The organism is Serratia sp. K1WW1 (genome assembly GCF_055790865.1).
Genome location: NZ_CM147697.1, coordinates 4,653,739 through 4,679,819, shown reverse-complemented (window position 1 = coordinate 4,679,819; position 26,081 = coordinate 4,653,739). Strand labels below are relative to the sequence as shown.

The following is a 26,081-nucleotide window of genomic DNA, read 5'->3' as shown; positions in this document are numbered from 1 at the left end:
CTGCGAACCGGCACCGGAGATCGTTAAGGTCAGGTTTTTCCATACGTTAGAATTGGCAGGGATGGGGATATGTGTATCACTGGCCTTGGAAAACTTATAGGTGATCGTTTCTGCCTTATCGCCAAAGTTGATGCAGATTACCCTGGCGGTTTGGCTGGTGGAGTAGATGCCGTTGGGAATTTTCCAGATATCTTTTTTGTCACAATGCCTAATACCATTTTCGTCTTCATAACAATCAATATCTTCAGTGCCCCTTTGGATCCTTCCCGTGATCAGGCTGGCGAGGCTTACGGCAGGAATGAGGCTAGGGCTTGGCGTCCAATCGCAGGCAATAGCTGGCTCAGCCCAGGCGGTGTTAACAGAGAACAGCCCTATACAGAAGCTCAGGATAAACTTGATCATAACAATAGCCTCAATATCAAGGGCGATTTTTATCGTTTTTAACCATATCGCACTGGCTCGCTGTGCAATGATAATTTATGGCGTTATAAGAGCCATAATCATTGATGTACTGCAGTTGGATGGCCTGGTTTTTTACCCGCGCGTTTGGCACCGTGACGTCACTCAGCGGCTTAAGCGTTATAGCCTCATCCGCCAGTGATAGCGGTTTGTTCGCTACGCTGAGGGTCGGGATAACGATATAAAAAGGCGTAGGATTGACGATCTTCACGCCATTATTGACGGGGGTAAGTACTAACTTCTCTTGCCAAACCTCGGTGGCCTTTTTTTTCAGGCTCGCAGGCCGGTAGAAGACCTTTATTTTAATCCGTAACGCTAACTGCACGACGTTGGTCTTATCAGATTTGGGTGGGATCTCCTGCAGGTTATAGAAGAACAGTGACTCTCTATCCTGAGGTAATTGAGCCGCAGCCGGCAACGGGGTAATGTTTACCTGCACCGTAGTGTCTTGTTCCAGCCGTTGTAACGGTGGCAGCACGGTAAGGGGGGAGTTTATTTTTTCCTCATTTTCATTTTCTAGCCAGCTTTGTGCCAGATAAGGTAATTTTTTACTGTGGTTAATAATATTAACCTGTGCCGATTTTTCATCACCCATCATAATTACGCGAGTTCTATCAATAGAGATCGCCGCGTTGGCCTGGGAAACGCTAAAACCTGCCAGCGTCAGAATAAAAAATAGCTTGGTAGTCTGTGGGAGCATGGGAATATCCTTGTGAAATTATCGGGTGTTACATACCGTAGAGGAGGTGAAAGACAGCGACACATTCTGGCCCTGCAGGCTGAAGAAACAGTGTCGGCCAGCCGCATCCATCGCTTTCAGGGTGGACTCATTGCTGACTCCGGAAATATAGACCTCGCCATTTTCGCCCACCATGCCAACGCTTCTCTTCTCGGCGGCGTCTTCAACGGTGGTGCCAAACGGGATCGGCCGGCCCTGGGGGTCGGTTAACCGAATAAATGCCTTGATCCCTCGGTAAACCTTCAGTCTGCGATAGCCAATCGCCCCTTTGGTTAGCACCGTTTGGATGTTGGCGACGGAACCATCAACATCATCGGGGAGTCGTTTAGCATCAACCGAGTAATCGGTACGGTAATATTCCGGGACGTCGTTGATAATGGCCAGGCCTTGGGCGTTGGTGGGCTCGTTGCGGTCACCATTGCCAACGTAAACACCGGCAATACCCTTGGTGTCGAGCAGCAATCTTGAGTTTCCGGCGTAGCCGTCACGGTGCATAACGGTACCATGAGCGGTGGTCGTAAAGCCGGACTTGATGCTGCCGCCCAGATAGTAATCGTCGTCACTCATCGATGCGTTTAAGGTGGTGGCAACCTTGGCCATTTTTTGCGAAGAGTTGGCATTGATCTTACCTTGCCGCAAGCCGTCATAGGCGCTGGTGCCAACGGACCAGGTATTATTGGGATCAACATTATTGGTATAGGACAGGCTCGGTGATAATTTACCGTTGTTGGTACGCATAGCGGTATTCATATAGCTTTTGGCACCTAATGGAATATTAAAGCTCAGGTAGATCGAGTTGTTGTTTTTCTGGCTCTGTGAATAAAAGCTTTTCTTATACTCTGTGCGGTTTACCGAGAGATAGGTATTGATATTTTTCAGGCCGGCGAAGTCAAAGGATTTTGACACGCTTAACCCGTAGGTATTACTGTCGGAAACGTCCTGCCAGTAGGTTTGCTTGGTATAAATGGCGTTCACTGAGAAACCGAGATCGCTAAAGCTCTTGCTGGCGACGATATTGTAACTTTCCTTGCTGGTGCTGATATAATCCGGGTTGGTTTTCAGCGTGATAAAATCATTGAGCGTCAGGAAGCTTTCCTCTGAGAAACGGTAGCCCGCAAAGGTAATTTGGCTATCAATGCTGTCGAACATTTTCGAGTAGTTGAAACGGTAGCTTTGGCCCCGTGGGCGGGAGTCTGTCAGCTGTGCATCGGTGTGGGTCACGTCAAAGGATAGGGCACCCAGCATGCTCATATCGTAACCAATACCCCCGTTGATAGCGTAGTACTGTTTATCGGTAAGGATAAAGCCGCCAAACAGTGACGTTCCTGAAAAGATGCCGAGAGAGGCTTCACCGGTGGCGAGATACGGGTTGAAACTTCCATTGTTATTTGATTGCCCCATCATGACTTTATATCTGACATGACCGGAACGCGTCAGGAACGGAACGTTGGAGGTTTGAATGGTTGACGTTCTCTCCTCACCATTTTCCTCGCGGATGGTTATTTTTAACTCGCCAGAAGTCATGTCGGTGAGATCGTTGATGATAAAGTTGCCGGGCGGCACCATCTTTTCATAGATAACGTTATTATCACCCCGGGTGATGATAATTTTGGCGTTGCTGTTGGCAACCCCTTCGATGACCGGCGCATAGCCACGCAATGCCGGTGGCAGCATGCGATCGTCACTGACAATGGCAACCCCGGTATAGTCAATAGCGTCGAAAACATCGGATGAAAGAAAGTTTCTGCCGAGAGTTAAATGAGCACCGGCATCATTGAGTGAGCGCGCCAGGTAAGCCGTTGGCGTGCTGAAGCGGGATTGCTTTTCACCCTGTCGGCCTTTATATAAAAATGCCTGATGGTGACTTCTCAGGCGCCAGGAACCGTAGTTCACACCGGCGGTCCCGTAGCCAGATAATGACAGGTAGTTTGAACCCTGCCTACTCTGATAGACGTTGCCACTGGCGTTATAATCAAGCAGGATGCCGGGAATGCCTTCATCCCATTGTGCCGGTGGTGTCCAGTTGGGATCGTTATACTTTAACGCTGCCTGCGGGATCGTCAGCAGTAGTTCGCTCTTTTTTCGATCGATTCTCAGCGTGCTGCCTGCATAATCCCCGACGATAATGCAGGTGCTATTCCCTGGTGCGTGGTGTTCCATTATTCCCTGCAAGGCACTACTTTTTAAATCAAATTTCTGCAACAGTTCCGGGGTAAAGCAAACCTTGCTGTCCCCCTCGGCATCGACTAATTGGAACTGGAAGGTGCCGATAGTTCTATTATTCAACTTTAACGACAGCAGGTAGTTTCCCGCTGGAATATAATCAGGACGTGAAAAATTACTCAGGCTGATACTCTGTTTATCGAGGATGTCCAAGGCTCTGGTTTCAAACTCAATATCATTGTTTTTTGCATAGGCTGAGTGTGCAACAATGATAAAAAACAATAGGGATGAAGCGGGTGAGTAATTTTTCTTATTGTTCATGATAATAGTTTCTGAACGTTAGTAAGTAGCAGGTTTGGCTAGGCCATACCTGCTAGGTGATAATTACCGCTAATGCGCTTGGGGGTTTTAGAGGTAGGTCAGAGAGAAGCTGGTTAATGCGTCATAGTGACCGGCAACGACCGCTTCCCCTTCCAAGGCAACGACCTGAGCGGAGAATTGCAGGGTGTTGTCTCCGGTGCGCAGGCTATAAGGCTCGGATTTTGTCGCAATTTTAACCTGTTTGTTAGCCGCATCTAACAGGCGGATGGCCAGACCCTTGGCATCACCGGTGACCCCCAGGAAACCATTGGCACCACCGACAGACATGCCATCGAAACGGACGTTGACTTTGGTTTCGGCGGCAGCCTTGGGATCAAATGTGCAGCCGATAAGTTTGATTTTAAACTCGATAGGGGTGCTGTAACCGATAGTGGTCAACTGGGCGTCGGCAACCTGTCCCAAGTTGATCGATTGGTTGTCGCCATCAATACCTGGAGCCAAACCGCAAGGGGCTTTTAACACCGAGCCTTTGAACAGGATCTGGCCATTGCCTTGGGTACCAGGGGGAACCTCAGCCAGAACGGTACCGCTCAGCGCTAAAGAGGCTAATACGGTTGCGGCTAACAGGGTTTTCTTGATAGTCATTTTGAATCTCCATATATACATGCAGTCTTTGGTATAAATCGGCTATACCTTTCCTTGAGGTTGCTTATCTAAAAGGCCTCACGCATAGCGACATATCTTGTTGCCAGGTGTGAGGCCTCTTGAAAACCATAAATCATTAGCTAGGTGTCCTTTTTAGCTGGCCTTTCCTTAGGGAGGTGCAGACTTACACAGTGCCCTGGATTACTCACTGTCCATTTTTGTTGTTAATTTTGGTACGTGTAATCATTATGATTAATTATAATTTTGGTGAGTTATAATTAATTTAATTAAAGGTGGTGGCTTAATTAAGTTCTTTTTATTCAATATGTTAGTTTGTTATTTATAATATTATTTTTAATATTTTTACAATTATTGACATCGTTAAGCATTGGCGCTAGGTTGTTTGTTTTTTTGATTTATTGCGCATTTTAGCGATAAACAAACTGAAGTGGAGTTTGCTGTGTGGTCGTTTCAATAATCGATATCAGGAGGCGTGAGATTGGTCTGGGTGAGGGCTTGGATGCTGCGGTGGAGGCTTATTATAATGCGATTAGGAAAATTTATATGACTCACCCCCTCTATTTTAAAGTGATGTTTAAAGCCAATCGAAATATTATTTTCTGGGCCATTCTAGGTGGCTATTACACCTTGAAAAACCCTTCATTTAAACGGGTTAAAAAGCTTTGCACTAATCATGAATTGTTAAGTGCTAATACCTTGGATTCGTTTATCTCTTTCTTGCAGGTAGGAGGGCGCTTGACGATCAGGCGTGATGAGCAGGATAAACGCAAATTAACCTACCAACCGACAGCCAAAGGGGTAAATGAGGTTCGTGAATTGATTGATAGCCTGCTGCTAGCTTACGCGATGATCTACCCTGAGTTCGCTCTTACACCCAGGGTTGATCACGATGATTTCATGGCGGATTTTTTCAAAAATTATTCACAGGTCATAGGCAAAGAAATGTTTGTGTATGACGTTGTGCCAGATAGTCGCGCATTTTTGACCAAGGATGGGGGACACATGATGATGTTTCACCTGTATGTCGAAAGCCTCAGGCAAAAAACGTTAACTGTGCAGTACAATTACTTAAAAGCATCGACGGAGTTTTCGGTATCCCGCTCACATATCAAGCGATGTTTTCAGGCCGCTGAACGGTTGGATTTACTGAGCTTGAGGCAAGATGGCAAGACCATTGAGCTTAAATCCCGTTTTATCGATATGGTGAGAGAGGCCTTCTGTTTTTACCTGGCTACCGTGGAGTTTGGCGTTTTGGGGGCGCGTTAACCGAGTAGTCCAACACCACACCAGGCATTGTCGTGGCGCTGTAAACTTCGCCCGTCTTAACCCAATGGGTAAGGGGTCTTACATATTTCGCATGCGATGCCGCTCCCGCTTTGATTCAGAGCATACATTTTTACCAAGACGCTGAATAATATCCTGACGTAACAGGAATTTTTGTATCTTGCCCGAAGTGCCCACGCTTGCAGATGAACTTATTGTGGCAGTTTCGTGGCTTCAAGCCTCATTTGGTAAGGCAGGCCCAAATCCCAGCGGCTTTGCCAGTGTGCGATGAATTGCCTGGTAACGTCGGGCATATGGCGCAGCACCACCACGTTTTCGCTATTTTGTGTTTCAGCTGAGGGAGCATAGTTAAACGAGCCGGTTTCCACCGTCTTGCCATCGACAATAATCGTCTTGTCGTGCTGAATATGATAGTGCCCATCGATGCGCATCTGTATACCGTGAGTGGCCGCGTAGTTAATTGCGGCCTGGCTGGCTTTGCCCTGATTCCGGCGTTTATCGACTACCACGCGCACCTCCACTCCCCGATTGTGCGCCGCTACCAGCGCCTGGGTAATATCGGGTGCCTGAAAAGAATAACCGATCATTTGGATGGACTGATGTGCGTGGCCGATAATGTTCAGCACCAATGCCCGCGCCGAGCCCTCTGGCGAAAATCCCACCTGCACGTGTGTGGCCGCATTGGCAGCGGTGGGCAAGGCGACGACAGCGATCAGCGCTAGCCAATTGATCCGGTATGTAAACAATTTTGTGCTCCACGGTGAACGCGGTAGGAATAACAAAGCGGCCAGGTTCGCTGAGTTTAACTTGGTCGCAGGGGCATTTCACGACTAAACGGGTTGATCAATTGACCTCTATCAAAATAGTCAACAGTATGTCAATTGGAGGTCTGGTATAGCTCAGTGGTAGAGCAGCCGGCTCTCCTTTCGACTGGACACAGGTTCGAGCCCTATTGCCAGAACCTTTCATTTCTCCTGTTGAAATCTATCCCGAGTAGTGGTTTTGGCTGGGGAAGATGGGCATAACGTCAGTTTTAAACTGACCGATCAGGCAAAGGATTTAACCCATTTAAAGGCGGGGGATACGATCCAAGCCACGATAGTGCGCTCGCGCATCGTTAAACTTGATACCGATCTGGATAAGGCTGCACCGGCGATCACCAACCTTTATGAAGAAAGCAACGCCACCAAGAACAACCCTAATCCTAACGTCAATGCGGTACATCAGGTCAACGTGACCTTGAAGATCACTCATATTGATGTGAAAAAGCACGAGATCACCTTTGAAGGGCCTGCGGGGCGTAAGAAAGTCGTTTCTGTTGAAGATCCGGCTATCCAGGCTCGCCTGAAAGATCTGAAAGTGGATCAGAGCGTCGTAGTGACCTATACCGATTTGCTTGATATACGTGCCGAGAACGCGAAGAAGTAAGGCCTATAAAGCCTTAACTGGTTTCCTACCTTGGGGCGCAGTTCACATACTGCGCCCGCATAGATCAGCAATGAGCGACCTCTTCGCCAAGACGCTGGATAATATCCTGACGTAACAGAAATTTTTGTATCTTGCCTGAGGCGTTACGCGGCAGGCTGTCCACCACCACCAGATGTTCAGGGTATTTGTATTTGGCGACCCGTTTGCGGCCAAAGAACCCGATGACCTCCTCCAGGGTGAGTGAGCCGTAAGCGGCCTTTAGCACCACGTAGGCGCAGGATCTTTCCCCTAATCGTTCATCCGGCATGGCGACAATCGCGGCATCATGAATGCGCGGATGTTGCATCAGGATATCCTCCACTTCGCGGCTGCTGATATTTTCCCCGCCACGCACGATAATATCCTTCTTGCGGCCGGTAATTTTAATGTAGCCGTCGGCATCCATGCGGCACAGGTCGCCGCTGTAGTACCAGCCATCCTCATCCAGCGCTCGGGCAGTCAGCTCGGGCTCATCCAGATATCCCATAAATACGTTGGGGCCACGTGAGGCTTCTTCGCCTTCTTCACCGCTGGGGAGTGGGTTACGCTCTTTATCCACCACTTTGATTTCTACCCCGGGTGCGGCAAAACCGTCGGTATTGATCACGCGGGAAAGGGGATCGTCCAGGTTGACCACCGCGTGTGGCGAACTTTCCGTCGAGCCGTAGACGCTGAGCAGTTTAATGCCCATTTGCAGGCAATCCTGGGCAATTTTTTTCGGGATGGTGGTGCCGCCGCACAGGAAGAAGCGTAACGATGAGATGTCGTGCGGCTGCTGTTGCAGGGTGCATAACAGGTCATAGACAAAAGGCGTTGCTCCGAGCACGCAAGTACAGCGCTCTTGTTGCAGCAGGGCAAGGCAATCGAGCGGATTAAAGATATCCAGCAGGACGCTGCGTGCGCCAATCAGAAAGGGGGCCGTCACGCCGTGCAAGAAACCGGTCGCATGCCCCAGCGGTGCGGGCATCAGGAAGGTATCCAGCCAGGTGAGATTGAGCCGCGCGCAGTAGGCACGCTCGCTGGCCAGAATGTTGTTATGCGTCAGCATCACGCCTTTGGGTTTGCCTTCGGTACCGGAGGTGAACAGCACGGCGGCCAGTTCATCCCCGTGCACGCTGATCGGTGTGGCCAGTGGTGGAGTATCCCTTAGCAACTGGCTAAGTGCGGGGACGGTGGTCGCGGGGGATAGCTTGTCGACGGCAACTACCTCTAGCAGATCGGGCAGTTGATCACGCAGGGGTAAAATAAGGTCAATTGGCCGGGTATTTCTGAACGAGGTTGGCGCGAACAGCACCTTGGCCTGGCATTTGTTCAGCACCCAGACCAGCTCGGCCTCTCGCCAGGAGGGGAGCAGGGGAACGGAAACCGCCCCCGTTTTCAGACAGGCCAGGTAGATCACGGTAAACTCACACCAGCCGGGAAGCTGAAATGCGACGCGGTCACCCGGTTGAATACCGCAGGAGATCAGCCATGCAGCCAAGCTACTTGCCGCGCGGTCGAGGGCGGCATAGGTATAGGAAGTTCCCCGATTGTCGATCACGGCAATCTTTTCCGGCATGGCCTGCTGGGTTTGATGCCAGTAATCGGCAAGCGAGGCATCGCCCCAAAAACCTTGCTGCCGGTATTTGGCCCGGCGTTCGGGATTGAGTTTTATCGTGACACTCATTGGTTTATCTCTATTCATTATTTCTGGGGGATGTTGAAATGTTCTGGTCCGGTGAAAATTGCCCCTCACCCTAACCCTCTCCCAAAGGGAGAGGGGACCGATCGAGTTTGCTATGGGTTGCCGAAATCGACCTGGGCTACCGAGTCGTTTTACGGAGGACTGCAGGTAGATCGCAGTAACTGCCTCTATCACCGTACCAGCTCCCTCTCCCTGTGGGAGAGGGCTGGGGTGAGGGGGCGATCACCCGTAGCGGAACTCGACGCCAAACGTCCCCAAAGGATATTCCCACTGCTCAAGAATGGTGTCGCCGCACAGCACGCGGCAGGTTCCGCATTCCAGACAACCGGCAGAATCGAAATGAATATTGCCTGCGCTGTCTTGCTTATACAGCCCGGCAGGGCAGGCCAGCATCAGCTTACGGAACTCTTCCATATTGGGGTTATCCACCAGAATGATGTGCGGGTGTCCCTCATTAACATGGAACTTGTTGATGCCCAGCTTGACGTCTACGTTGACCGGATTTTCGCTGCTCATAGCGCTGTCGCCCCTTTGATGCCGTCTTTCAATAAATTCATCAGCCCAATCTGTTTCACCCTTTTCATCAGGGCTTTACGCACTGGCTGGGTAGGGCTGCCATCGATGGTGAACATATCCCCCATGATGTCCGCCACCATGCGCGGATACTGCGTAAACAGGCGCGGGTTCTCCATCAGCGCAGGGATTTTGCGGAAGTGGTGCACCTCATGCATCACGCAGTTTTGCTCCAGGGCGTGCTTATACTCCCCCAGGCTGCTGGCGGAAAAGTTCTGCCGCTGCTTGGCCGCGATGGCCGTATTGGCTGCCGCCTGTGCCGATGCAATAGCGAGATCCATGCCGCGTATGGTAAAGCCCAGGTTCAGGCAGAATCCTGCCGCATCGCCGACGATCATCACCCCGCCGTCAGCCAGCGTTGGAATCATGGCCTTGCCGCCTTCCGGAACCAGGTGAGCACCGTATTCCAGCAGCTTTCCGCCCTGGATCAGCGGGCGAATGGATGGGTGCTGCTTAAAGTCCTCCAGCATCTGGGGCACGCTTTTCCCCGCGTGGCCAATTTCCCCCAGTCCGCATACCAGCCCTAGAGAGATGGAGTCCCGGTTGGTATAGAGAAATCCGCCCCCCATCAGGCCGTTGGACGGGGAACCGGCAAACAGCCAGGCGGCCCCGTCATTACCAGAGAGGTTAAAGCGATCTTCGATCACCGAGGGGGATAAGCCGATAAGCTCTTTGACGCCTACGGCATAGTGATGTGGCGAAGAGGGTGGCACCAGATTAATAGAGCGGCCGAGCATGGAATTCACGCCGTCGGCCAGGATCACTATGTCAGCCTTCAGGATATCGTCGCCCGCCTGCACGCCGGTGACCTGATTGCCTTCCCGTATCAGCGCGTCGACGCGGACGCCCGAGATAAACTGTGCTCCCGCCTGTTCGGCTTTTTCCATCAACCAGGGATCGAACCGGTTGCGCAGCACGGTATAAGACGCCTGGGCGGCAATGTCCGGTTTCTCGCTGTGAAAATCGAGCGTGACGGCGCTTTCCTCCGTCATGAATGAGATCTTCTCGCGGGTGACCTTGCGCTCTACTGGCGCCTCCTGTGCGAACCCAGGCATGATGCGTTCCAGGCTATGGGCATACAGGCGGCCCCCGGTCATATTCTTACTGCCAGCGCTGTTGCCACGTTCGATGACCAGCACATCCAACCCGGCCTGCGCCATCACGTAGCTGGCTACGGCACCTGCGACGCCAGCACCGACCACGATGGCATCAAATTTATCGTCCGACATGCTTATGCTCCCTATCCCGCCGCGGGTGTGCGGCGAGATGCATACGGTGAATCAAAGAGTTAACGACCTAACTGGTCGATCAGGGCAGGGACCACTTTGTAAATGTCGCCCACCAGGCCGTAATCGGCATAGTTGAAGATCGGGGCGTTTTTGTCCTTATTCACCGCGACAATGATCTTGGCGCCGTTACCCCCGACCATATGCTGGATCTGCCCGGAAATGCCCAACATCAGGTAGAGATCGGATTTCAGCTGCACGCCAGATACCCCGATATAGCGCTCGCGCTCCATCCAGTTTTCGCCCTCGGCGATAGGACGAGAGCAGCCAACTTCCGCGCCCAACAAGGCTGCCAGCTCATGGACCATTTTCAGGTCGTCCTGTGCTGCCAGCCCACGTCCGACACCAACTACGCGTTTGGCCTTGCTGAGATCGACGCTGCTCAGCGCTTTGGCACGGCGCTCCTTGCAGAGGATTTCCTGACGCGGGGCAACATAGCTGAGCTGAGTGACCAGGCAGTCATGAGCCGGGTCGGCGGCGGCAGGCTCCATCACGCCGGGAGCCAGGGTGATGATGGCAGTGGTGGTATTGATTTTTTCCTTACCGAAGGCCAATCCGCCATACATACGGTGTTCGGCGATGAAATCAGCCCCGTCGACGTGCACGGCGGTCACATCGTTCACTACCGCTGCATTCAGTAACACACCCAGGCGTGCGGTGAGTGCTTTACCGCGTTTGGTGGCGGCCATCAGCACCAGGGCTGGGGTCTGTTCGCCATTGACCTCTTTCAGGATATCCGCCAGAGTTTCGGCATAATTTTCAATGCGCTGTAGTGCAGCGGTTTTCTCCAGCACGTAGATGCCATCGGCACCCAGTGACTTGAGCCTGGCAACCTGTTCGCTGTCCTGCACGATGGCGTAAACATGCTCGCCCCACTGGCGTGCACCTGCCATCAGTTCGCCGTAGCGCTCAACGTTGTCGCTGAACACCCATACGTTTGTCAGTTTACTCATGATGATTTTCTCCAGTCGTGGGTTAGTTCAGCGCTTTTTTCAGCTGGTCCGCCAGCTCGGCAATGGCTTCCGGCGAGTCGTTTTCCAGAATGATGCGTTGGCGCTGTTTCTGTGGCGGTACGGTGATCTCGACCAGCTCGGCCAAAGGCGGCGTCTGGCTCCAGGCAATGTCATTGGCTTGCCACTGATTGACCGGCTTTTTCCCGGCGCCGAGGATCGCCTTCATCGTCGGAATGCGGGGAACGTTAATATCTGAGGTCACGCAGATAACCGCTGGAAGTGACAGTTCAAGCACCTCCACCTCTTCTTCGAGCGTGCGCTCAACCAGCACACGATCACCGGCAAATTGGATCTGGCTAACGGCATTAACGGTAGGGAGCTGCAAGATTTCCCCAACCAACAGGCCCACCTGCTGGGCGTATAAATCCCCGGAGCCTTCACCAAACAGCATCAGATCAAAGCCGATTTTGTCTGCGGCGGCGGCCAGCGCGTGTGCGGTATCCATCGGCAGCGCGTTTTCCAGTTGCGCATCCTGCACCAGATAAAGCTCATGAGGGCCGCGCGACAGCACGTCCTTACGCACCTTGGAGTTTTGCAGCAGCGAACCGCCCACGCAAAGCGCTGTAATTTGATCGTTCTCGGTTGCCAGTTGGGTGGCGGCCTCGATCGCATTTAAATCGAACTGGCTGATTTTGGCTTCGGCGTGATCGAAATCGAGCGTACGTTGTGCGGTAACCACAATATCTTGCTCTTCGGGGACCAGCTTAAAGCAGGTTATTATTTTCATGGTATCTCCTGTGGGGCGCTCGCTGGCGGCAGAGAGCGTTCTATCAGCGGAAAGGACAAAAAGCATGGCAATATATTGCGAGTGCGCAGGGGGATTTACGACTGGATAATCTGTTTTTGTTGCTAACAATCTTGCAAAAAAACGGCTAATAACGGATGGGTTGTCGTGCGGGAAAGTGGTTTGCCAGTGAGCAAGGTAAGCCAGCGGCGCGATCGTCGTGATTTTATTTTCGTGCCATCTTGCATGTGGGGCAAACTATCTTGTTTTAGTCGTCTGGGCTCATATTGTATATTGTTTTCTGTCGCTCTATTTTAGCCACTGATCATTTTGCCAAAGCCAACTGTATTGTGTGGAGGTTGCCATGTTTCAGCGCTGTTTCGATAATAAAAAAGAAGCCCTTTTTGCACAGGGGATGACGCCAAAACTCTCGCGGTTCGTCATCAGTGACGATCCCAACTGGGAGTCTGGGCATCATGTGCATAATGATGAGAGCGAGCTGATTTACGTTAAGCAGGGGGTGGCCAGGCTGGTCATCGATTCCTCTTACTACGTGGCACACGCCGGTGATATCGTGGTGATTGAGCCTGGGCGACTGCACGCGGTAGCATCAGACTGCAGTTCCCCGGCCACCACCTATACCTGTGCGGTCTATGGTTTCAAATTTCAGGGCTGGGAAGAAAATCAGATTTTACAGCCTCACTCCTGCCCGGTAGTTTCCGTTGGGCAAGGGGGGGAGGTGATAAAAACGATCCTTCATGAACTCGGCGTCAGGCTACCCCAGCAGAAAAACGAGTTAACCTCATCGATTTATGATGCTTATGGTTATGCCCTCACCGCGCTGTTTTATGAGAACTTTAAAAACGCTTACCGTTCAGAGTTGGGATACATAAAAAAAGACGTGCTGGTGAAAGATGTACTGGTTTATTTGAATAATAACTACCGTGAGAAGATCACTCTCGAACAGCTAGCCAAAAAGTTCCGCGCCAGCGTCAGCTATATTTGCCATGAGTTTGCTCGTGAATATCATATATCACCGATTAACTACGTTATTCAACGCCGGATCACCGAGGCCAAGTTTACGCTGACCAATACCGATAATAGCCTTAATGAGATCGCCTGGCGGGTTGGGTACGAAAACGTCGACCATTTTGCCAAATTATTTATGCGCCATGTTGGTTGCTCCCCAAGTGATTATCGTAAGCAGTTCAATAATAACTTGGCGGAACAGGCGTGTTTACCGGGTTGAATTAGCTGGTAGCTTATTGATAACTCGCCAGGAGGTTGGCTTATCGGCTACCTCCTGGCGTTTTAGTGCCTTATTTGCTCTGTTATTTAATCTGATAGTCTTTGAGGATCTGGCGGCCAGCAATATAAATCATGATTTCATCGGTGCCACCGCCAATCCTTTCGCAGCGCACGTCACGCCAGAAGCGGGAAACGCGAGCCTCATCCGTATAGCCCAACCCGCCCATGATTTGGATGGCGTCATCAATCACTTCCATCGCCGTACGGGCGCAGTGGAGCTTACACAGCGCGGCGCTGGTGCGCAGTGACTGTTTCTGATCCGCCTGCCATGCCACTTTCATCACCATATTGCGCATGTTGTCGACCTTGATCGCCATCAGCGCCAGCTTTTCCTGGATCATCTGGTTATGGCCGATCGGCTTGCCGAAGGCGATACGCTGGTTGGCGTAACGGGCGGCATCTTCAAACGCGCACTCGGCGAAACCGGCGCTGCGTGCGGCGTTGATCAGGCGCTCCATTTCAAAGTTGTACATCACATTGAGGAAGCCCATGCCTTCTTCACCCACCATATCGCTCTCATCCACCTCAACGTTATCGAGGTAAACTTCGCAGGTGCTCAGCATATGCCAGCCGATCTTGTGCAGCGGATTGACCTTAATGCCCGGCTTGTTGGATTCCATCCACCACAGGGTGAAGGCCTTTTTCGGATCTTTTGGCTCGGGGTCGCGCGCCAGAACCAGCATATACGGGTATTCTTTGGCACCCGTGATAAAGGTTTTTTGCCCGTTCAGATACACCTTGCCGTTTTTACGGGTGTAGGTGGTGGTCGCGGCGCTATTGTCCGAGCCTGCACCTGGTTCGGTCAGGGCCAGCGCATAGGCGGGATCGCCGGTGGCCAGCGTACTTTCTGCCGTCTTGCGCAGCTGTTCGGCTGAGCCGAAACGACGCATGCTGTGAATACACTGGCCGTTGGTGATCAGGAACGCCGGGGCGCCACATTTGGAGACTTCCATCAGCGCCAGCATCTGGGTGACATAGTCCGCCGGAATGCCGCCGAATTCTTCTGGCACACCTAACAGAGAAATACCGCTATCGGCGAGCGCGCGCATAAACTCGGTAGGGTAGGTTGAGGTCTGATCGCAGGTGCGGAAATACTCTTCCGAAAAGTTATTGCCGATCAGTTCCCGAATACTGGCAAGCAGCAGTTCCTGCTCTTCAGTTAAAGAAAAGTCCATAGCCTTACTCCTTTTAATATACCGCTTCAGGTAAAGTGAAACCCATGACGCCGTCGATAAACAGTCTTTCGTCCATCAGTTTTAACTGCGGGGAAATAACCGGGGCGAAATCCATTTTTGCCAGAATGTCTTTTTCCAGATCGACGCCGGGGGCAATTTCAACCAGGTGCAGGCCATCGGCTTTGAGCGTAAAGACGGCGCGTTCGGTGATATAGCGAACGTCTAATCCCCGCTCGAGCGCGATTTTGCCGCTAAAGGTGATCTCTGGTAATTGCTTGATGAATTTGTTGACGCGCCCTTCCTGCACAATATTCAGCTTGCCGTCGGTGATGTCGGTTTTTAAACTGCCGGCGGTGAGGGTGCCGCAGAACACAATCTTTTTCGACGTCGCGCTGATATCGATAAAGCCACCGGTGCCCATGATTTTGCCGTTGAATTTATGCACGCCAACGTTGCCCTGTTGATCCACCTCGGCAAAGCTCAGGTAACAGACATCCAGCCCACCGCCGTGGTAGAAATCGAACTGGGAGGTCATATCCAGGACGGCACGGGTGTTGACGTTCGCGCCGAAGGCTACGCCCTGCGAGGTAATACCGCCAATGGGGCCGGTCTCGACCGTCAGCACGAAATCATCGGCGCATCCCTCTTCGCGGGCGACCAGGCCGATGCCATCGGCAATGCCCACCCCAACATTGCCCACCGCTCCTTTACGCATCTCAAATAGTGCACGTCGCGCTACCAGTTTGCGCTGGTTAAGGGGCAGGGCGATTTGGGTACTGTCATCGAGCACGAAATCGCCGGAAATAAAGCGGTTCACCGGGGCGCCGCCATAAAGCTGCGTTTGCTGTGGATCTACCACCACGATATCAACCAGATAGCCAGGGATGCGCACCGATTTAGGGTGCAGCGTCGCCTTCTTGACCATCTTTTGCACCTGCATCATCACGATGCCGCCGTTGTTGTGCACCGCCTGGGCAATCACCAGCGCGTCCAGATACATCACCTCGTCTTCGAACGAGGCATAGCCTTCGCTGTCGCAGGTGGTAGCGCGAATAAAGGCGACGTTGGGCGCAATGGCCTTGTAGTAGAGATATTCCTGGTTATCGATCTCGACCAGCTTGATGAGATCTTCTTTGGTCACCTCATTAAGTTTGCCGCCCTGCTGGCGCGGATCGACGAAGGTACCAATCCCGATCTCGCTTAAAATCCCCGGTTGGTGCGCCGCTGCGGCCCGTAGGGTCTGGGTCAACACGCCTTGGGGATAGTTGTAGGCCGCAATCTTGTTCTGCTCGGCCAGATCGGAGATGCGTGGGGATTGCCCCCAATGCCCGCACAGTGCCCATTTCACCAGCCCTACCTGTGCCAGTGGGCTGATGCCGCGATCGGCGCGGTCGCCTAGCCCTGTCGGGCTGATTAATGACAGGTCACGCGGGGTTTGCGTGGTCTGATATTTCTCTGCCAGCGCGGTAATTAAGGTTGTGGCCTCCAGAATACCGCCACCGGCCCCTAATACGCACAAGGTGGCTTCGTCAGGAATATAATTTACCGCCTCTTGCGCCGATAATACCGGGACTCTGCCATTGATTCTTTTCGGTTTTACCAGATCCATAACGACTCCTATTGATGACCGATGCATTTATTTTATTTTGCGGGGCAATCAAGCCCGCACGCAGGCGTGCGGATGCCGCAATTAAGCCGCATGAAAAATTGATTGCTCTTTTTAGTGACTTGTTTTATTCGGCGGGAAGACTATTATTCCCGCCGACAGTAATATCAGTGTGCCACTGAATTAATGCAGTATCGTTAATATGGTGCGTAAATCCGTGACGGAGATTTGCCCCGGCGCGGAGGCTTTCTTGACCGCGCCAAAGGTGGCCGCAGAGCCAAAGGTTTCGCCTGCTAACCGGGATACAATGCCGGTTTTGGCCATCGACATGGTGATTATCGGCCCGTTGGCATGCTTTTCGTGCATTTCCAGCGTCGCGGCCAGCAGCGTCAATACGTCACTTTTGTTTTGCGGCATCAGGGCGATTTTCGGAATATCGGCTCCCAACTCCTGCATTTTGCACAGACGCTTGACGATTTCCTCCTGCGGCGGCGTTTTATGGAAATCATGATTCGACATGATGACCAAGACGTTCTTGGCGTGGGCATGGGCCACGGCCTCTTTGACCAGTTCGTCACCGGTAAACAGCTCCAGATCGATCATATCGACCAGGCCGCTGTCCACCGCCGCCAGATTGAGCGCGATATAGGCCTGTGGGGGCAACGCCTGCTCACCGCCTTCCTGAGCGCTGCGGAAGGTAAACAGCAGCGGCTTGTCGGCAATGATCTCTTTGATCTGACGGGCGGCGGCTAGCACGTTGCTGAGCGTGGCGACATCCGCAAAATGATCGACGCGCCACTCCAGAATATCGAAATCGGCGTGACGATAATCCTGCGCTTCAGCCACCACGGCAGGGATATCTTTGCCCATCAGCGAGACAATGATTTTTGGCGCGCCTTCGCCGAACACAATGTTTTTTACGGTTATGGTTTTCATTTTTACCTTTTGCATGCTGTTTTGCCGCAATCAATAAGGTGGTGATTTAAGTCCATCACCACGCGCTACGGGAATGCTACGCCTCGAATCCCATCACCTGTTTTACGTATTCCAGTGGGAAATCTTTGCCAGTCCACAGTTTGAACTGTTCGGCGCCTTGCCATAACAACATGCCGTAACCGTCCACCGTTTTGCAACCTGCCTGTTGGGCCATTTGCAGCAACTTGGTCATGTGCGGGTTATACACGCACTCCGTCACCAGCAGTTCCGGGCGCAGCATGGCGATGTCGCTGACGATGCTCTCGTTTTCCAGCGGCTTCATCCCGACTTTGGTACCGTTAGTCAGGATATCCGCGCTGGCGATGGCGCTGGCAAACGCTTGCTGGTCTGCCAGATCGGTCACGGTTACCTTGCAGTCGGTGTTGTCGTTGACCCGTTTGGCAAAGGCGAGCGCCTGTTCAAAGAACTCGTCCTTACGATTAAACAGCTTGATCTCTTTGATGCCTTCAACGGCGGCCTGTGCGCCGATAGCGGTAGAAGCGCCACCCGCACCGACCAGCACCATGGTTTTGCCTTTGATATCAAAACCGGTTTCCTTGATGGCCCGAATATGCCCGGTACCGTCGGTGTTATAGCCGCGCAGATAGCCGTCGTCGTTGACGATGGTGTTGATAGCGCCAACCAGTTTGGCCGCTGGCGTTAATTCATCGACATACTGGCAGGCAAACTGCTTGTTAGGCATCGAGACGCCGGTACCGCGCATTTTTAACGCCTTCAGCCCTTCAATCGCGCTGGCGAAGGTGGTGGTATCGACTTCGAAAGCCATATAGGTAAAAGGTAGCCCGACTTTATCCAACGCTTTATTTTGCATCTCTGGCGATAAGCTGTGTCTGATCGGATAGGCCATCAGCCCGATAAGCTCATATTTTGCGGTTACATCCATTCTAAACTCCTTGTCTAACCATGTTCGTGTGGGGCGCAAACCTGCGTAATCGCTGTTTTGGGTTATTGGAAAAAGCGCTCGCCCAATCGCAGGTCACTTTGCGGGACTTTGAATACTCTGTAATAGCGAATGAAGACGATGATGGCGGTAACAAAGGCCAGCAGGGCAAAGGCAATATCCAGCAGGATGATGTATTGCAAACCAATGTTGGAGAGATAACCGGTGATCAATGGGATCAAGAAGTTGGCTAACCCGCCCATCATCATATAAACGCTGGTGACCTTGGCTTTGCTTTTCGGGAAAAATTCCGACATGACGGAGACGCCAAGCTGCAATATCCCACCGGCGGCAGAGAAACCAATCGCAAAGGCACCAAGGTTACAAACCAGCGGTGAGGGATACAGATAGATAATGGTTGCCGCGATCACCGAGACACCGGCGTTAAACACGTTGGCCCATACCGGGCGCACGGTGCTTTTTAACAGCAGGGCGAAGATAAACACGCACATCAGCGAGCCAAGGCTATACCAGGAGATGGTTTTCAGCGCGTCGGCCTCCGCCATACCGGCAAATGCCATTGCGTATTTCGGCATCCAGACCACGATCACGTAGAAGGTAGAGAATGCGGCCACGCCGAAGATAACGGAGGAGACGCCCTCCAACCAGGCTAGCGGCTTACTGTTCATCTGCGGCAACTCTTTAGCCACGGAGGCATCAACCAACTGGCTGGGGAACTTGCTTTTAAGCAGCAGCAACGTGATCAGGACGAACAGGATCCCCGGGATCACCATCGCGTAGCCGTACCAGATGTGGCTGACCAGCAGGTAGCTGACCAGCATCGGATAGAACATCTGGCCGAAAGAGACCATGGCTTTCACCAGGATCACCGCCGAGCCGGAAGTCTTGGGATAGCTCTCCATCAGGGCTGGATAGCCGCCGGTATCAAGCGCCGCATTGGCAACGCCAACGCACACCGCCAGGCCAAAGGCGACGATCAGATTAGGGCTGGCAGGGATACCAAAGAAGAACAGAATATACAGCGCGACGCCGATCAAAATGGCGGCGCGGCGGCCAAACTTATCCGATATCACGCCAAAGAACAGAATGCTGACTAGCCGACCTAACCCAATGCCGGATATCAGGTAGGCAATGCCCGCGTTGTCGGTGCCGAACTTCTCGGCCAGTGGCGTCATGTTTTGTGCCAGCGTAATGACGCTGGCGCCGTGGAGAAAATAACTCAAATAGATACTGATGACCGCTAATAAAAATGGCGCTTTGAAGGCCTTGCTCTGGCTCATGCTGTTCTCCGCTTGTCGCTAATTTTTTACGTTTTTGGATCCAGGGGACCTGTTGTTCTGGTGGCCTTTCTTTTTAATTAATCATTGCGGGAAAGTAAGGGGTGAAAACATCCCGATAAATCACACTGCGGTAAATAACGTGGGTCATGGATAACCGCTAATACACTGGCAACCTGACGTGTGCTGAGTATAGGTAATGCAGTAGGTGATAAATACGTAATATGCCGTTTTAATTTTCAACTTTATTGCAGAGAAAGATGTTGAGGTGGCGCTTGATGGTGTTGCCGAATTGTGCCGATATTTCGCTTGTTTAATCAGGTATGGAAGGCTGTTGCACGGTGTTTGCTGTTTGGGCGTGGTGAAGGCGAATGGCTATTAACAAGCTATTTACTTTGCCAGGGGATCAGCCGCTGACGGAATACTGTCTGATATTGCATGCGGTCATAATAATATTGTATGTGGTGCCGGTCGGAGGAATAAAGCCAGGTTTCTGTATCTAAATAATGGCCCCTCACCCTAACCCTCTCCCAAAAGGAGAGGGGACCGATCGAGTTCGTAATGAGTTGTGGAAACCGTACCTGACCACTGCACTGGATCAGCTCCCTCTCCTTGGGGAGAGGGAGCTGCAGCGTAAAAAAGTTAACAGTCAGAGAAGGTAATTTGGCGGGATTAACTGGCCATCTGTACCATCTTAAGGGGACGGTTGGCCTCTTTATGGCTACGGTAACCAATAAACAGCGCCAGCAGAAAGCCGCAGGCTGCGATAGCGGTATCGAACCACATAATGTTGGCGATACTGGTTTCGGAAATCTTGGCGGTAATCAAAGGAATGGTGAACGTTGCCAGGCTGCCGGCGCTGTAATAGATGCCGGTGGCTTTGCCTTTCGCGTGGGGAAGGCGGGTTGCCATCAGCGTCAGCCCTAGCTGCATGACCCCGCCTGCGGCAGAGAAGCCGATAACAAAGGCGAAAACCATCACGACGTACATGTTGGGATACAGGCAAACGGTGAGTAAGGTAATGAAAGAGATAAAGGTATACAGCATCAGAAAGGTGGTTGATTTAAACCTTTTCTTTACCAGCCCGGCGGTGATGAACACGCACATCAGTGAGCCGATGGTGTAGATGCTCAACAGCTTGATCGACATCGTATAGCTCATACCCGCCACAAACTGGCCATACTGTGCCAGCCACTGGCTGATCAGGTAAAAGGTGGCCATGGCGATATAGCCATATAGGGTATAGCTGATGAGATCAACGATGGAACAGCGATGGTTGTCATCTGCATTCAAATCGGGTTCGGCGGCCACTCGTCGCCCCGGATGAGCGGGGAATGGGCAGCGCAGCAGGAACAGGCCGTTGAGCAGCATAATGCCTGCTGCGATCAGGAACGACCAGCCAAACCAGACCTCAGCCCAGACCAGCAGGCTGATTACCATCGGCAACATAAACTGGCCGCCGGAGACAAAGGCTTTGATCAAGATATTGGCGGTGCCTGGCGACTTGGGGAACGCTTCCATCAGCGTAGGATAGGTGCCCGAGTCGAGAAAACTGTTGGCGACGCCGGCTAAAAAACCAAATACATAAGCGATAATAATGGTGGGGCTAAGCAGAATGCCGAAAAAGAAGCCCAAGTAGCACACTATCCCCAGAAAAATAAAGGGTCTGCGGCCAAAACGATCGGATAACATGCCGGTGATTAATAACACACTGAGCCTGCCAATGCCCAAAGAAGAGATGACGATCGAAATGCCTGCGGCATCGGTGTGCCATTGTTCTGCCAGATAAGGCATATTCAAGCTGATTAATATCACCCCCATACCGTGCACCAGATAATTCAGATACAGCCCTAAGGCTGTTGGTACATACTTGTTTTCCATAGGTTGTTGCTCAGAAGCTCGTTCAATAATAAATGATTCGTGCCGGGAAAAACGGCTGGGCACGAGATTGTTACAGGCGTTAGCCTGCTGTCAGGAGTGATAGTCAGTCAAAACTATGGGCAGGCGGTGTTGATAAGCCGTCCTTATTAAATCCCATCCAGGTTAACGAGCGCGATGTGTCCTATTAGTTTGGGTTAACATAGCCGCTCAAGATCATAAGCATAAAGTTGTGCGGCGACCGACTGATAAATTTTCCATTCCAGATAATCACCTTGAGCGTAAACAGCCAGGAAGGACGCATAATCGGGGAAGAAGCGCATGGTGTTATTACCAATGCGATTGTTGATCTTGTCGATGATGGCGTTGATGTGGGTTTTTCTTTTTTTAATCATTTTTGTGAATGTATCAATAATAGCGGCCGGTATTTCACTTTCACCACGCTCCCATTGCTGCCATGTAGCTAAATTGTTGTCAGGTGAAATATAGGTCGCACATTCTTCGACCGTCATAAAAAAAAGCTGACGCAGTGCCTGCAGTTCTAAATGATTCATGATGACGCAGATCCACGTTAGAGAAAACCATGCAGAATAAATAGCATTATTGGGCGTTTTTCGTCTTGAACAGGCTCACACTATTTGGTGCAATATTATTTGTTGCTGGGGTGTGAATATATTACCGCATTATGGCTTTTTAATGGGCTTAAATGTAAAGCCATATTGCCGGAGCGACGTATCGACACCACGTTGACCGCTTTTTGGGGCAAGGGAAGAGAAAGACATATATGAAAATTCAAATGTGTTATTGACTTGAAAGTGCCTGCGCGTATGATTTATCCACCGATTGTAGTGGAGAGACCTATGACCCTGACTTCCTTGCAGCTGTTCAAAATCCTGTCGGATGAAACCCGCCTGGGTATCGTGTTGCTGCTCAAACAGCTGGGTGAACTGTGCGTTTGCGATCTTTGCACCGGGCTGGAAGAGTCGCAACCCAAGATCTCACGCCACTTGGCAATGCTCAGAGAGTGCGGGTTACTGCTGGATCGTAAGCAGGGCAAGTGGGTGCATTATCGTCTGTCCCCGCATATTCCTGCCTGGGCAGCCCTGGTTGTTGAACAAGCCTGGTTGAGCCAACAGGACGAAGTCCACACTATGGCACGTAAGCTGGCAGCGGCGAATGGCTCCAGCGAAGGTAAAACCCTGTGTAGCTAAATTTTTTGCGCAAACATATATGAAAATACATATATAAATTTGAGGTGGTAAGTATGTTATTGGCTGGGGCGATATTTATCCTGACCATTGTGCTGGTGATCTGGCAGCCGAAAGGGTTAGGGATTGGGTGGAGTGCCACACTTGGCGCGGGGCTGGCCTTGATCACCGGAGTGGTGCAGATTGCCGATATCCCGGTGGTGTGGAATATTGTCTGGAATGCCACGGCGACCTTTATCGCCGTGATCATCATCAGCCTGTTGCTCGATGAGTCTGGCTTTTTCGAATGGGCTGCGCTGCATGTCTCCCGCTGGGGAAACGGGCGGGGGCGTCTGCTGTTCACTTATATCGTTTTACTAGGCGCAGCCGTAGCGGCTTTGTTTGCCAACGATGGAGCTGCGCTGATCCTGACCCCCATCGTGATCGCCATGCTGTTGGCGCTTGGGTTCAGCAAAGGCACCACGTTGGCGTTTGTCATGGCTGCCGGGTTTATTGCTGATACCGCCAGTCTGCCGCTGATTGTGTCCAATCTGGTCAATATCGTCTCGGCAGACTTCTTCGCACTGGGGTTCACGCAATATGCTTCGGTGATGGTGCCTGTCGATATCGCTGCGATTATCGCGACGCTGGTGATGCTGCACCTGTTCTTTCGCAAGGACATTCCGCCGACCTATGATCTTGAACGACTGAAACAGCCGGCGAAAGCCATTAAAGATCCGGCCACGTTCAAAACTGGCTGGGTGGTATTAATCCTGCTGTTGGTGGGTTTCTTCGTGCTGGAGCCGCTCGGCATTCCGGTCAGCGCTATCGCTGCCGTGGGGGCGCTGATCCTGTTTGCAGTGGCCAAAAGAGGCCATGCCATCAACACCGGGAAGGTGCTGCGCGGTGCGCCTTGGCAGATCGTCATTTTCTCGTTGGGGATGTATCTGGTGGTTTATGGCCTTCGCAACGCCGGGCTAACGGAGTACCTCTCCGGCGTGTTGAACCTGCTGGCGGATAACGGTTTATGGGCCGCCACGCTTGGCACCGGGTTCCTGACTGCGTTCCTGTCATCCATTATGAACAATATGCCAACGGTGTTGATTGGCGCGCTGTCCATTGAGGGAAGTGCTGCGTCAGGAGTGATCAAGGAGGCCATGATTTACGCCAACGTTATTGGCTGCGATCTGGGGCCAAAAATCACGCCGATTGGCAGCTTGGCAACGCTGCTCTGGCTGCATGTCTTGTCACAGAAAAACATGACGATCACCTGGGGATATTACTTCCGTACCGGAATTATCATGACCGTACCCGTGTTGTTGGTCACGCTGACGGCCTTGGCGTTACGTCTATCCATTACTTTGTAGCGAGGAACATCCATGATCACGATTTACCACAACCCGGCCTGCGGCACCTCGCGTAATACGCTGGCGCTGATTCGCAACAGCGGTACAGAACCAACGATCGTCCATTATCTGGAGACACCACCCAGCCGCGCTGAACTGGTGAAGCTCATTGCAGACATGGGGATCAGCGTGCGGGCCTTACTGCGCAACAACGTGGAGCCCTACGAGCAGTTAGGGCTGGCAGCAGACGCTTTCACCGACGAGCAGTTAATCGACTTTATGTTGCAACACCCGATCCTGATTAACCGGCCGATTGTGGTGACGCCGCTGGGGACCCGCCTATGTCGCCCCTCCGAAACGGTGCTTGATATCCTGCCCGATCCGCAAATAGGGGCATTGGCCAAAGAAGACGGCGAAAAGATTGTTGATGGCTCCGGCAAGCGGATTAAGTAAATCGGGAGGCGCGCCAGCGCCTCTCTAACTCCCCGTTTATCACCCCGCCTTGGCCGTATTAAACGGCGGCTTGGCGAACCACACCAGCAAGGTCAGCATCAGGAATACCCCGGCAGAGAGATAGAAAATATCGTTGGCCGACATCAGCAGGCTCTGCTGGGTAATTTGATCGTTGATATAGGTCGCGGCTTGCTGCTGATTGAACCCCAGATGTTGCAGTTGGTGATCCAGGTTGATCGCCGCCGGGTTGAATTGCGTCACTGACTGCGTCAGCTGCGCATGGTGAAACGATTCCCGGTGGCTCCACAGGGTCATGGTGAGTGACGTGCCGATCGAGCCAGATAACGTCCGGAAAAAGTTGCTCAGGCTGGTGGCCGCTGCGAATTTTTCTGGTGCAAGCCCTGACAATGAAATGGTAGTCAGCGGCAGGAAGAAGCAAGCCACGGCGAAGCCTTGCATCAGCTGCGGCAGCACCACGGCAGTAAAATCAATCGCCGGATTAAACGTCATCGCACGCCAGTAATAGCAACCGGCATAGACGATAAAGCTAAAGGTCACCAATACCCGCATATCAATACGATCGCCGTAGCGGCCAATCAATGGCGCGATCAGCAGCGGCATCAGCCCGATGGGGGCATAGGCCAGCCCTGCCCATACCGAGGTGTAATCAAACACCGTCTGTAGCAGTTGCGGCATCAGCACAATCGCCCCGGCATAAATCAGATACGCACAACTGATACACAGGATGCCGATGCTGAAGTTACGTGAACGGAACAGGCTCAGATCGATGATCGGGTTATCGTTGGTAGCTTCCCAGATAACCAGCAAAATCAGCGCGACTACGGCGATCACGGCCAGCACAATCACGGTGGTAGAGTTAAACCAGTCGAGGTCTTTGCCTTTATCCAACATGATTTGCAGGCTACCCACACCGAGCACCAGCAGGCTCAGGGCGAACAGGTTGATTTTTACCGGCTCGGTGGGCGTTTCTCTTCCTTTCAGCTTCCATGCGGTAATGGCAACGACGATGATGCCGAATGGAACGTTGATTAAAAATATCCAGCCCCAGTCGTAGTTATCGCAAATATAGCCGCCAATAATCGGGCCAAAGATCGGGGCGATAATCACCGTCATCGACCACAGCGCCAACGCGATATTACGCTTCTCTGGCGGGTAGTTACGCAGCAGCAGGCTTTGCGATAGTGGGATCAACGGGCCTGCGACCAATCCCTGAATGACGCGGAAAAAGATCAGCATATCGAGATTGGTGGAGAATCCGCAGCACAGCGACGCCAGTGCAAACAACGTCACCGAAGCTAAAAACAGCTTACTCTCGCCGAACCGCTGCGCCAGACGCCCGGTTATCGGGATGGAGATCGCATTGGCGACGCCAAACGAGGTGATCACCCAGGTTCCTTCGTCCGTAGAAGCACCCAGGAACCCGGAAATGGTGGGAATGGCGACGTTGGAGATGGTGGAGTCCAACATCTGCATAAAGGTCGCCATCGACAGCGACAGCGTCACCAGGATCAATGACCAGCCTTTTAACGGCAGCAGTGTGTTGTTGCTCATAGA

The 26,081-nt window shown here is 52.1% G+C and carries 24 protein-coding genes and 1 tRNA gene; 8 read left to right on the top strand and 17 right to left on the bottom strand.

Translation table 11 applies throughout. The features are described from left to right. The first annotated feature begins 69 nt into the window (after positions 1 to 69). Complete coding sequence (locus ACX9GU_RS21235; protein ID WP_473192821.1) at positions 70 to 444, top strand: hypothetical protein; 375 nt, start codon at positions 70 to 72, stop codon at positions 442 to 444. On the opposite strand, the gene ACX9GU_RS21230 is transcribed toward ACX9GU_RS21235, so the two are convergent. The 3 genes from ACX9GU_RS21230 to ACX9GU_RS21220 all read right to left on the bottom strand — a co-directional run bounded on the left by ACX9GU_RS21230 (position 419) and on the right by ACX9GU_RS21220 (position 4,327). Next, on the bottom strand, positions 419 to 1,159 hold the full coding sequence (locus tag ACX9GU_RS21230; protein WP_473192820.1) for a fimbrial biogenesis chaperone: 741 nt from the start codon (positions 1,157 to 1,159) through the stop codon (positions 419 to 421). The genes ACX9GU_RS21235 and ACX9GU_RS21230 overlap by 26 nt on opposite strands. Before the next feature lie 18 nt (positions 1,160 to 1,177). Beyond that, positions 1,178 to 3,682: a fimbria/pilus outer membrane usher protein gene (locus ACX9GU_RS21225; RefSeq protein ID WP_473192819.1), complete on the bottom strand. Its 2,505-nt coding sequence runs from the start codon at positions 3,680 to 3,682 to the stop codon at positions 1,178 to 1,180. 87 nt (positions 3,683 to 3,769) lie between these two features. Further along, entirely contained in the window at positions 3,770 to 4,327 is a 558-nt protein-coding gene (locus tag ACX9GU_RS21220) for a fimbrial protein (RefSeq protein WP_473192818.1), read from the bottom strand. A gap of 462 nt (positions 4,328 to 4,789) precedes the next feature. Here ACX9GU_RS21220 and ACX9GU_RS21215 point away from each other — a divergent pair, with 462 nt between their 5' ends. After that, the gene (locus ACX9GU_RS21215; protein WP_473192817.1) at positions 4,790 to 5,614 is read left to right on the top strand and encodes a hypothetical protein; all 825 of its coding nucleotides are present in this window, start codon (positions 4,790 to 4,792) and stop codon (positions 5,612 to 5,614) included. 209 nt (positions 5,615 to 5,823) lie between these two features. Here the strand turns inward: ACX9GU_RS21215 and ACX9GU_RS21210 are convergent, their stop codons facing one another. Continuing rightward, a complete protein-coding gene (locus ACX9GU_RS21210; RefSeq protein ID WP_473192816.1) occupies positions 5,824 to 6,378 on the bottom strand; it encodes a phospholipase D family nuclease in 555 nt (184 codons plus the stop codon). Positions 6,379 to 6,520: 142 nt separating this feature from the next. Here ACX9GU_RS21210 and ACX9GU_RS21205 point away from each other — a divergent pair. Beyond that, positions 6,521 to 6,593 (top strand) — tRNA-OTHER (locus tag ACX9GU_RS21205). A gap of 41 nt (positions 6,594 to 6,634) precedes the next feature. Next, positions 6,635 to 7,060, top strand: coding sequence for a hypothetical protein (locus ACX9GU_RS21200; protein WP_473192815.1), 426 nt, complete (start codon positions 6,635 to 6,637; stop codon positions 7,058 to 7,060). A gap of 64 nt (positions 7,061 to 7,124) precedes the next feature. Here ACX9GU_RS21200 and fadK read toward each other — a convergent pair whose 3' ends face one another. From fadK to ACX9GU_RS21175, 5 genes are all read right to left on the bottom strand, one after another. Then, the gene (fadK, locus tag ACX9GU_RS21195; RefSeq protein ID WP_473192814.1) at positions 7,125 to 8,765 is read right to left on the bottom strand and encodes a medium-chain fatty-acid--CoA ligase; all 1,641 of its coding nucleotides are present in this window, start codon (positions 8,763 to 8,765) and stop codon (positions 7,125 to 7,127) included. A 240-nt stretch (positions 8,766 to 9,005) separates the two neighbouring features. After that, positions 9,006 to 9,299: a ferredoxin family protein gene (locus ACX9GU_RS21190; protein ID WP_368437030.1), complete on the bottom strand. Its 294-nt coding sequence runs from the start codon at positions 9,297 to 9,299 to the stop codon at positions 9,006 to 9,008. Further along, the gene (locus tag ACX9GU_RS21185; protein WP_473192813.1) at positions 9,296 to 10,585 is read right to left on the bottom strand and encodes an FAD-dependent oxidoreductase; all 1,290 of its coding nucleotides are present in this window, start codon (positions 10,583 to 10,585) and stop codon (positions 9,296 to 9,298) included. The genes ACX9GU_RS21190 and ACX9GU_RS21185 overlap by 4 nt, the downstream gene beginning before the upstream one ends. A 59-nt stretch (positions 10,586 to 10,644) precedes the next feature. Beyond that, on the bottom strand, positions 10,645 to 11,595 hold the full coding sequence (locus tag ACX9GU_RS21180) for an electron transfer flavoprotein subunit alpha (RefSeq protein WP_473192812.1): 951 nt from the start codon (positions 11,593 to 11,595) through the stop codon (positions 10,645 to 10,647). 22 nt (positions 11,596 to 11,617) lie between these two features. Then, on the bottom strand, positions 11,618 to 12,382 hold the full coding sequence (locus tag ACX9GU_RS21175; RefSeq protein ID WP_473192811.1) for an electron transfer flavoprotein: 765 nt from the start codon (positions 12,380 to 12,382) through the stop codon (positions 11,618 to 11,620). Between the two features lie 361 nt (positions 12,383 to 12,743). Between ACX9GU_RS21175 and ACX9GU_RS21170 the strand changes: the two genes are divergently transcribed. Then, on the top strand, positions 12,744 to 13,628 hold the full coding sequence (locus tag ACX9GU_RS21170; protein ID WP_473192810.1) for an AraC family transcriptional regulator: 885 nt from the start codon (positions 12,744 to 12,746) through the stop codon (positions 13,626 to 13,628). 82 nt (positions 13,629 to 13,710) lie between these two features. Here ACX9GU_RS21170 and ACX9GU_RS21165 read toward each other — a convergent pair whose 3' ends face one another. The 7 genes from ACX9GU_RS21165 to ACX9GU_RS21135 form a co-directional block, all read right to left on the bottom strand. Beyond that, the gene (locus tag ACX9GU_RS21165) at positions 13,711 to 14,862 is read right to left on the bottom strand and encodes an acyl-CoA dehydrogenase (RefSeq protein ID WP_473192809.1); all 1,152 of its coding nucleotides are present in this window, start codon (positions 14,860 to 14,862) and stop codon (positions 13,711 to 13,713) included. Positions 14,863 to 14,875: 13 nt separating this feature from the next. After that, on the bottom strand, positions 14,876 to 16,471 hold the full coding sequence (locus tag ACX9GU_RS21160) for an acyl CoA:acetate/3-ketoacid CoA transferase (RefSeq protein ID WP_473192808.1): 1,596 nt from the start codon (positions 16,469 to 16,471) through the stop codon (positions 14,876 to 14,878). Between the two features lie 180 nt (positions 16,472 to 16,651). Then, positions 16,652 to 17,404, bottom strand: a complete 753-nt coding sequence (gene aroD, locus ACX9GU_RS21155) for a type I 3-dehydroquinate dehydratase (protein ID WP_037375340.1) — start codon at positions 17,402 to 17,404, stop codon at positions 16,652 to 16,654. 76 nt (positions 17,405 to 17,480) lie between these two features. Continuing rightward, positions 17,481 to 18,347, bottom strand: a complete 867-nt coding sequence (gene ydiB, locus ACX9GU_RS21150; RefSeq protein ID WP_024483675.1) for a quinate/shikimate dehydrogenase — start codon at positions 18,345 to 18,347, stop codon at positions 17,481 to 17,483. Between the two features lie 62 nt (positions 18,348 to 18,409). Continuing rightward, on the bottom strand, positions 18,410 to 19,645 hold the full coding sequence (locus tag ACX9GU_RS21145; protein WP_098928510.1) for an MFS transporter: 1,236 nt from the start codon (positions 19,643 to 19,645) through the stop codon (positions 18,410 to 18,412). Positions 19,646 to 20,314: 669 nt separating this feature from the next. Next, positions 20,315 to 21,523, bottom strand: coding sequence for an MFS transporter (locus ACX9GU_RS21140; protein ID WP_473192807.1), 1,209 nt, complete (start codon positions 21,521 to 21,523; stop codon positions 20,315 to 20,317). Positions 21,524 to 21,717: 194 nt separating this feature from the next. Next, a complete protein-coding gene (locus ACX9GU_RS21135) occupies positions 21,718 to 22,074 on the bottom strand; it encodes a YdiL family protein (RefSeq protein WP_473192806.1) in 357 nt (118 codons plus the stop codon). 306 nt (positions 22,075 to 22,380) lie between these two features. Between ACX9GU_RS21135 and ACX9GU_RS21130 the strand changes: the two genes are divergently transcribed. From ACX9GU_RS21130 to arsC, 3 genes are read left to right on the top strand one after another with little or no spacing between them, the layout of a single operon-like run. After that, a complete protein-coding gene (locus tag ACX9GU_RS21130) occupies positions 22,381 to 22,731 on the top strand; it encodes a transcriptional regulator (protein WP_024483679.1) in 351 nt (116 codons plus the stop codon). Positions 22,732 to 22,784: 53 nt separating this feature from the next. Then, the gene (locus tag ACX9GU_RS21125) at positions 22,785 to 24,074 is read left to right on the top strand and encodes an arsenic transporter (RefSeq protein WP_473192805.1); all 1,290 of its coding nucleotides are present in this window, start codon (positions 22,785 to 22,787) and stop codon (positions 24,072 to 24,074) included. 12 nt (positions 24,075 to 24,086) lie between these two features. Then, positions 24,087 to 24,506 carry a glutaredoxin-dependent arsenate reductase gene (arsC, locus tag ACX9GU_RS21120; RefSeq protein WP_179250981.1) on the top strand — a complete coding sequence of 140 codons (420 nt, stop codon included), beginning with the start codon at positions 24,087 to 24,089 and terminating at the stop codon, positions 24,504 to 24,506. Positions 24,507 to 24,545: 39 nt separating this feature from the next. On the opposite strand, the gene ACX9GU_RS21115 is transcribed toward arsC, so the two are convergent. After that, on the bottom strand, positions 24,546 to 26,078 hold the full coding sequence (locus tag ACX9GU_RS21115) for a DHA2 family efflux MFS transporter permease subunit (protein WP_473192804.1): 1,533 nt from the start codon (positions 26,076 to 26,078) through the stop codon (positions 24,546 to 24,548). Positions 26,079 to 26,081 lie beyond the last annotated feature (3 nt).

Coding starts and splice junctions, on each gene's coding strand:
- ACX9GU_RS21235 (WP_473192821.1), top strand. CDS start 70: ATGTGTATCACTGGCCTTGGAAAACTTATAGGTGATCGTTTCTGCCTT.
- ACX9GU_RS21230 (WP_473192820.1), bottom strand. CDS start 1,159: ATGCTCCCACAGACTACCAAGCTATTTTTTATTCTGACGCTGGCAGGT.
- ACX9GU_RS21225 (WP_473192819.1), bottom strand. CDS start 3,682: ATGAACAATAAGAAAAATTACTCACCCGCTTCATCCCTATTGTTTTTT.
- ACX9GU_RS21220 (WP_473192818.1), bottom strand. CDS start 4,327: ATGACTATCAAGAAAACCCTGTTAGCCGCAACCGTATTAGCCTCTTTA.
- fadK (WP_473192814.1), bottom strand. CDS start 8,765: ATGAGTGTCACGATAAAACTCAATCCCGAACGCCGGGCCAAATACCGG.
- ACX9GU_RS21190 (WP_368437030.1), bottom strand. CDS start 9,299: ATGAGCAGCGAAAATCCGGTCAACGTAGACGTCAAGCTGGGCATCAAC.
- ACX9GU_RS21185 (WP_473192813.1), bottom strand. CDS start 10,585: ATGTCGGACGATAAATTTGATGCCATCGTGGTCGGTGCTGGCGTCGCA.
- ACX9GU_RS21180 (WP_473192812.1), bottom strand. CDS start 11,595: ATGAGTAAACTGACAAACGTATGGGTGTTCAGCGACAACGTTGAGCGC.
- ACX9GU_RS21175 (WP_473192811.1), bottom strand. CDS start 12,382: ATGAAAATAATAACCTGCTTTAAGCTGGTCCCCGAAGAGCAAGATATT.
- ACX9GU_RS21170 (WP_473192810.1), top strand. CDS start 12,744: ATGTTTCAGCGCTGTTTCGATAATAAAAAAGAAGCCCTTTTTGCACAG.
- ACX9GU_RS21165 (WP_473192809.1), bottom strand. CDS start 14,862: ATGGACTTTTCTTTAACTGAAGAGCAGGAACTGCTGCTTGCCAGTATT.
- ACX9GU_RS21160 (WP_473192808.1), bottom strand. CDS start 16,471: ATGGATCTGGTAAAACCGAAAAGAATCAATGGCAGAGTCCCGGTATTA.
- aroD (WP_037375340.1), bottom strand. CDS start 17,404: ATGAAAACCATAACCGTAAAAAACATTGTGTTCGGCGAAGGCGCGCCA.
- ydiB (WP_024483675.1), bottom strand. CDS start 18,347: ATGGATGTAACCGCAAAATATGAGCTTATCGGGCTGATGGCCTATCCG.
- ACX9GU_RS21145 (WP_098928510.1), bottom strand. CDS start 19,645: ATGAGCCAGAGCAAGGCCTTCAAAGCGCCATTTTTATTAGCGGTCATC.
- ACX9GU_RS21140 (WP_473192807.1), bottom strand. CDS start 21,523: ATGGAAAACAAGTATGTACCAACAGCCTTAGGGCTGTATCTGAATTAT.
- ACX9GU_RS21135 (WP_473192806.1), bottom strand. CDS start 22,074: ATGAATCATTTAGAACTGCAGGCACTGCGTCAGCTTTTTTTTATGACG.
- ACX9GU_RS21130 (WP_024483679.1), top strand. CDS start 22,381: ATGACCCTGACTTCCTTGCAGCTGTTCAAAATCCTGTCGGATGAAACC.
- ACX9GU_RS21125 (WP_473192805.1), top strand. CDS start 22,785: ATGTTATTGGCTGGGGCGATATTTATCCTGACCATTGTGCTGGTGATC.
- arsC (WP_179250981.1), top strand. CDS start 24,087: ATGATCACGATTTACCACAACCCGGCCTGCGGCACCTCGCGTAATACG.
- ACX9GU_RS21115 (WP_473192804.1), bottom strand. CDS start 26,078: ATGAGCAACAACACACTGCTGCCGTTAAAAGGCTGGTCATTGATCCTG.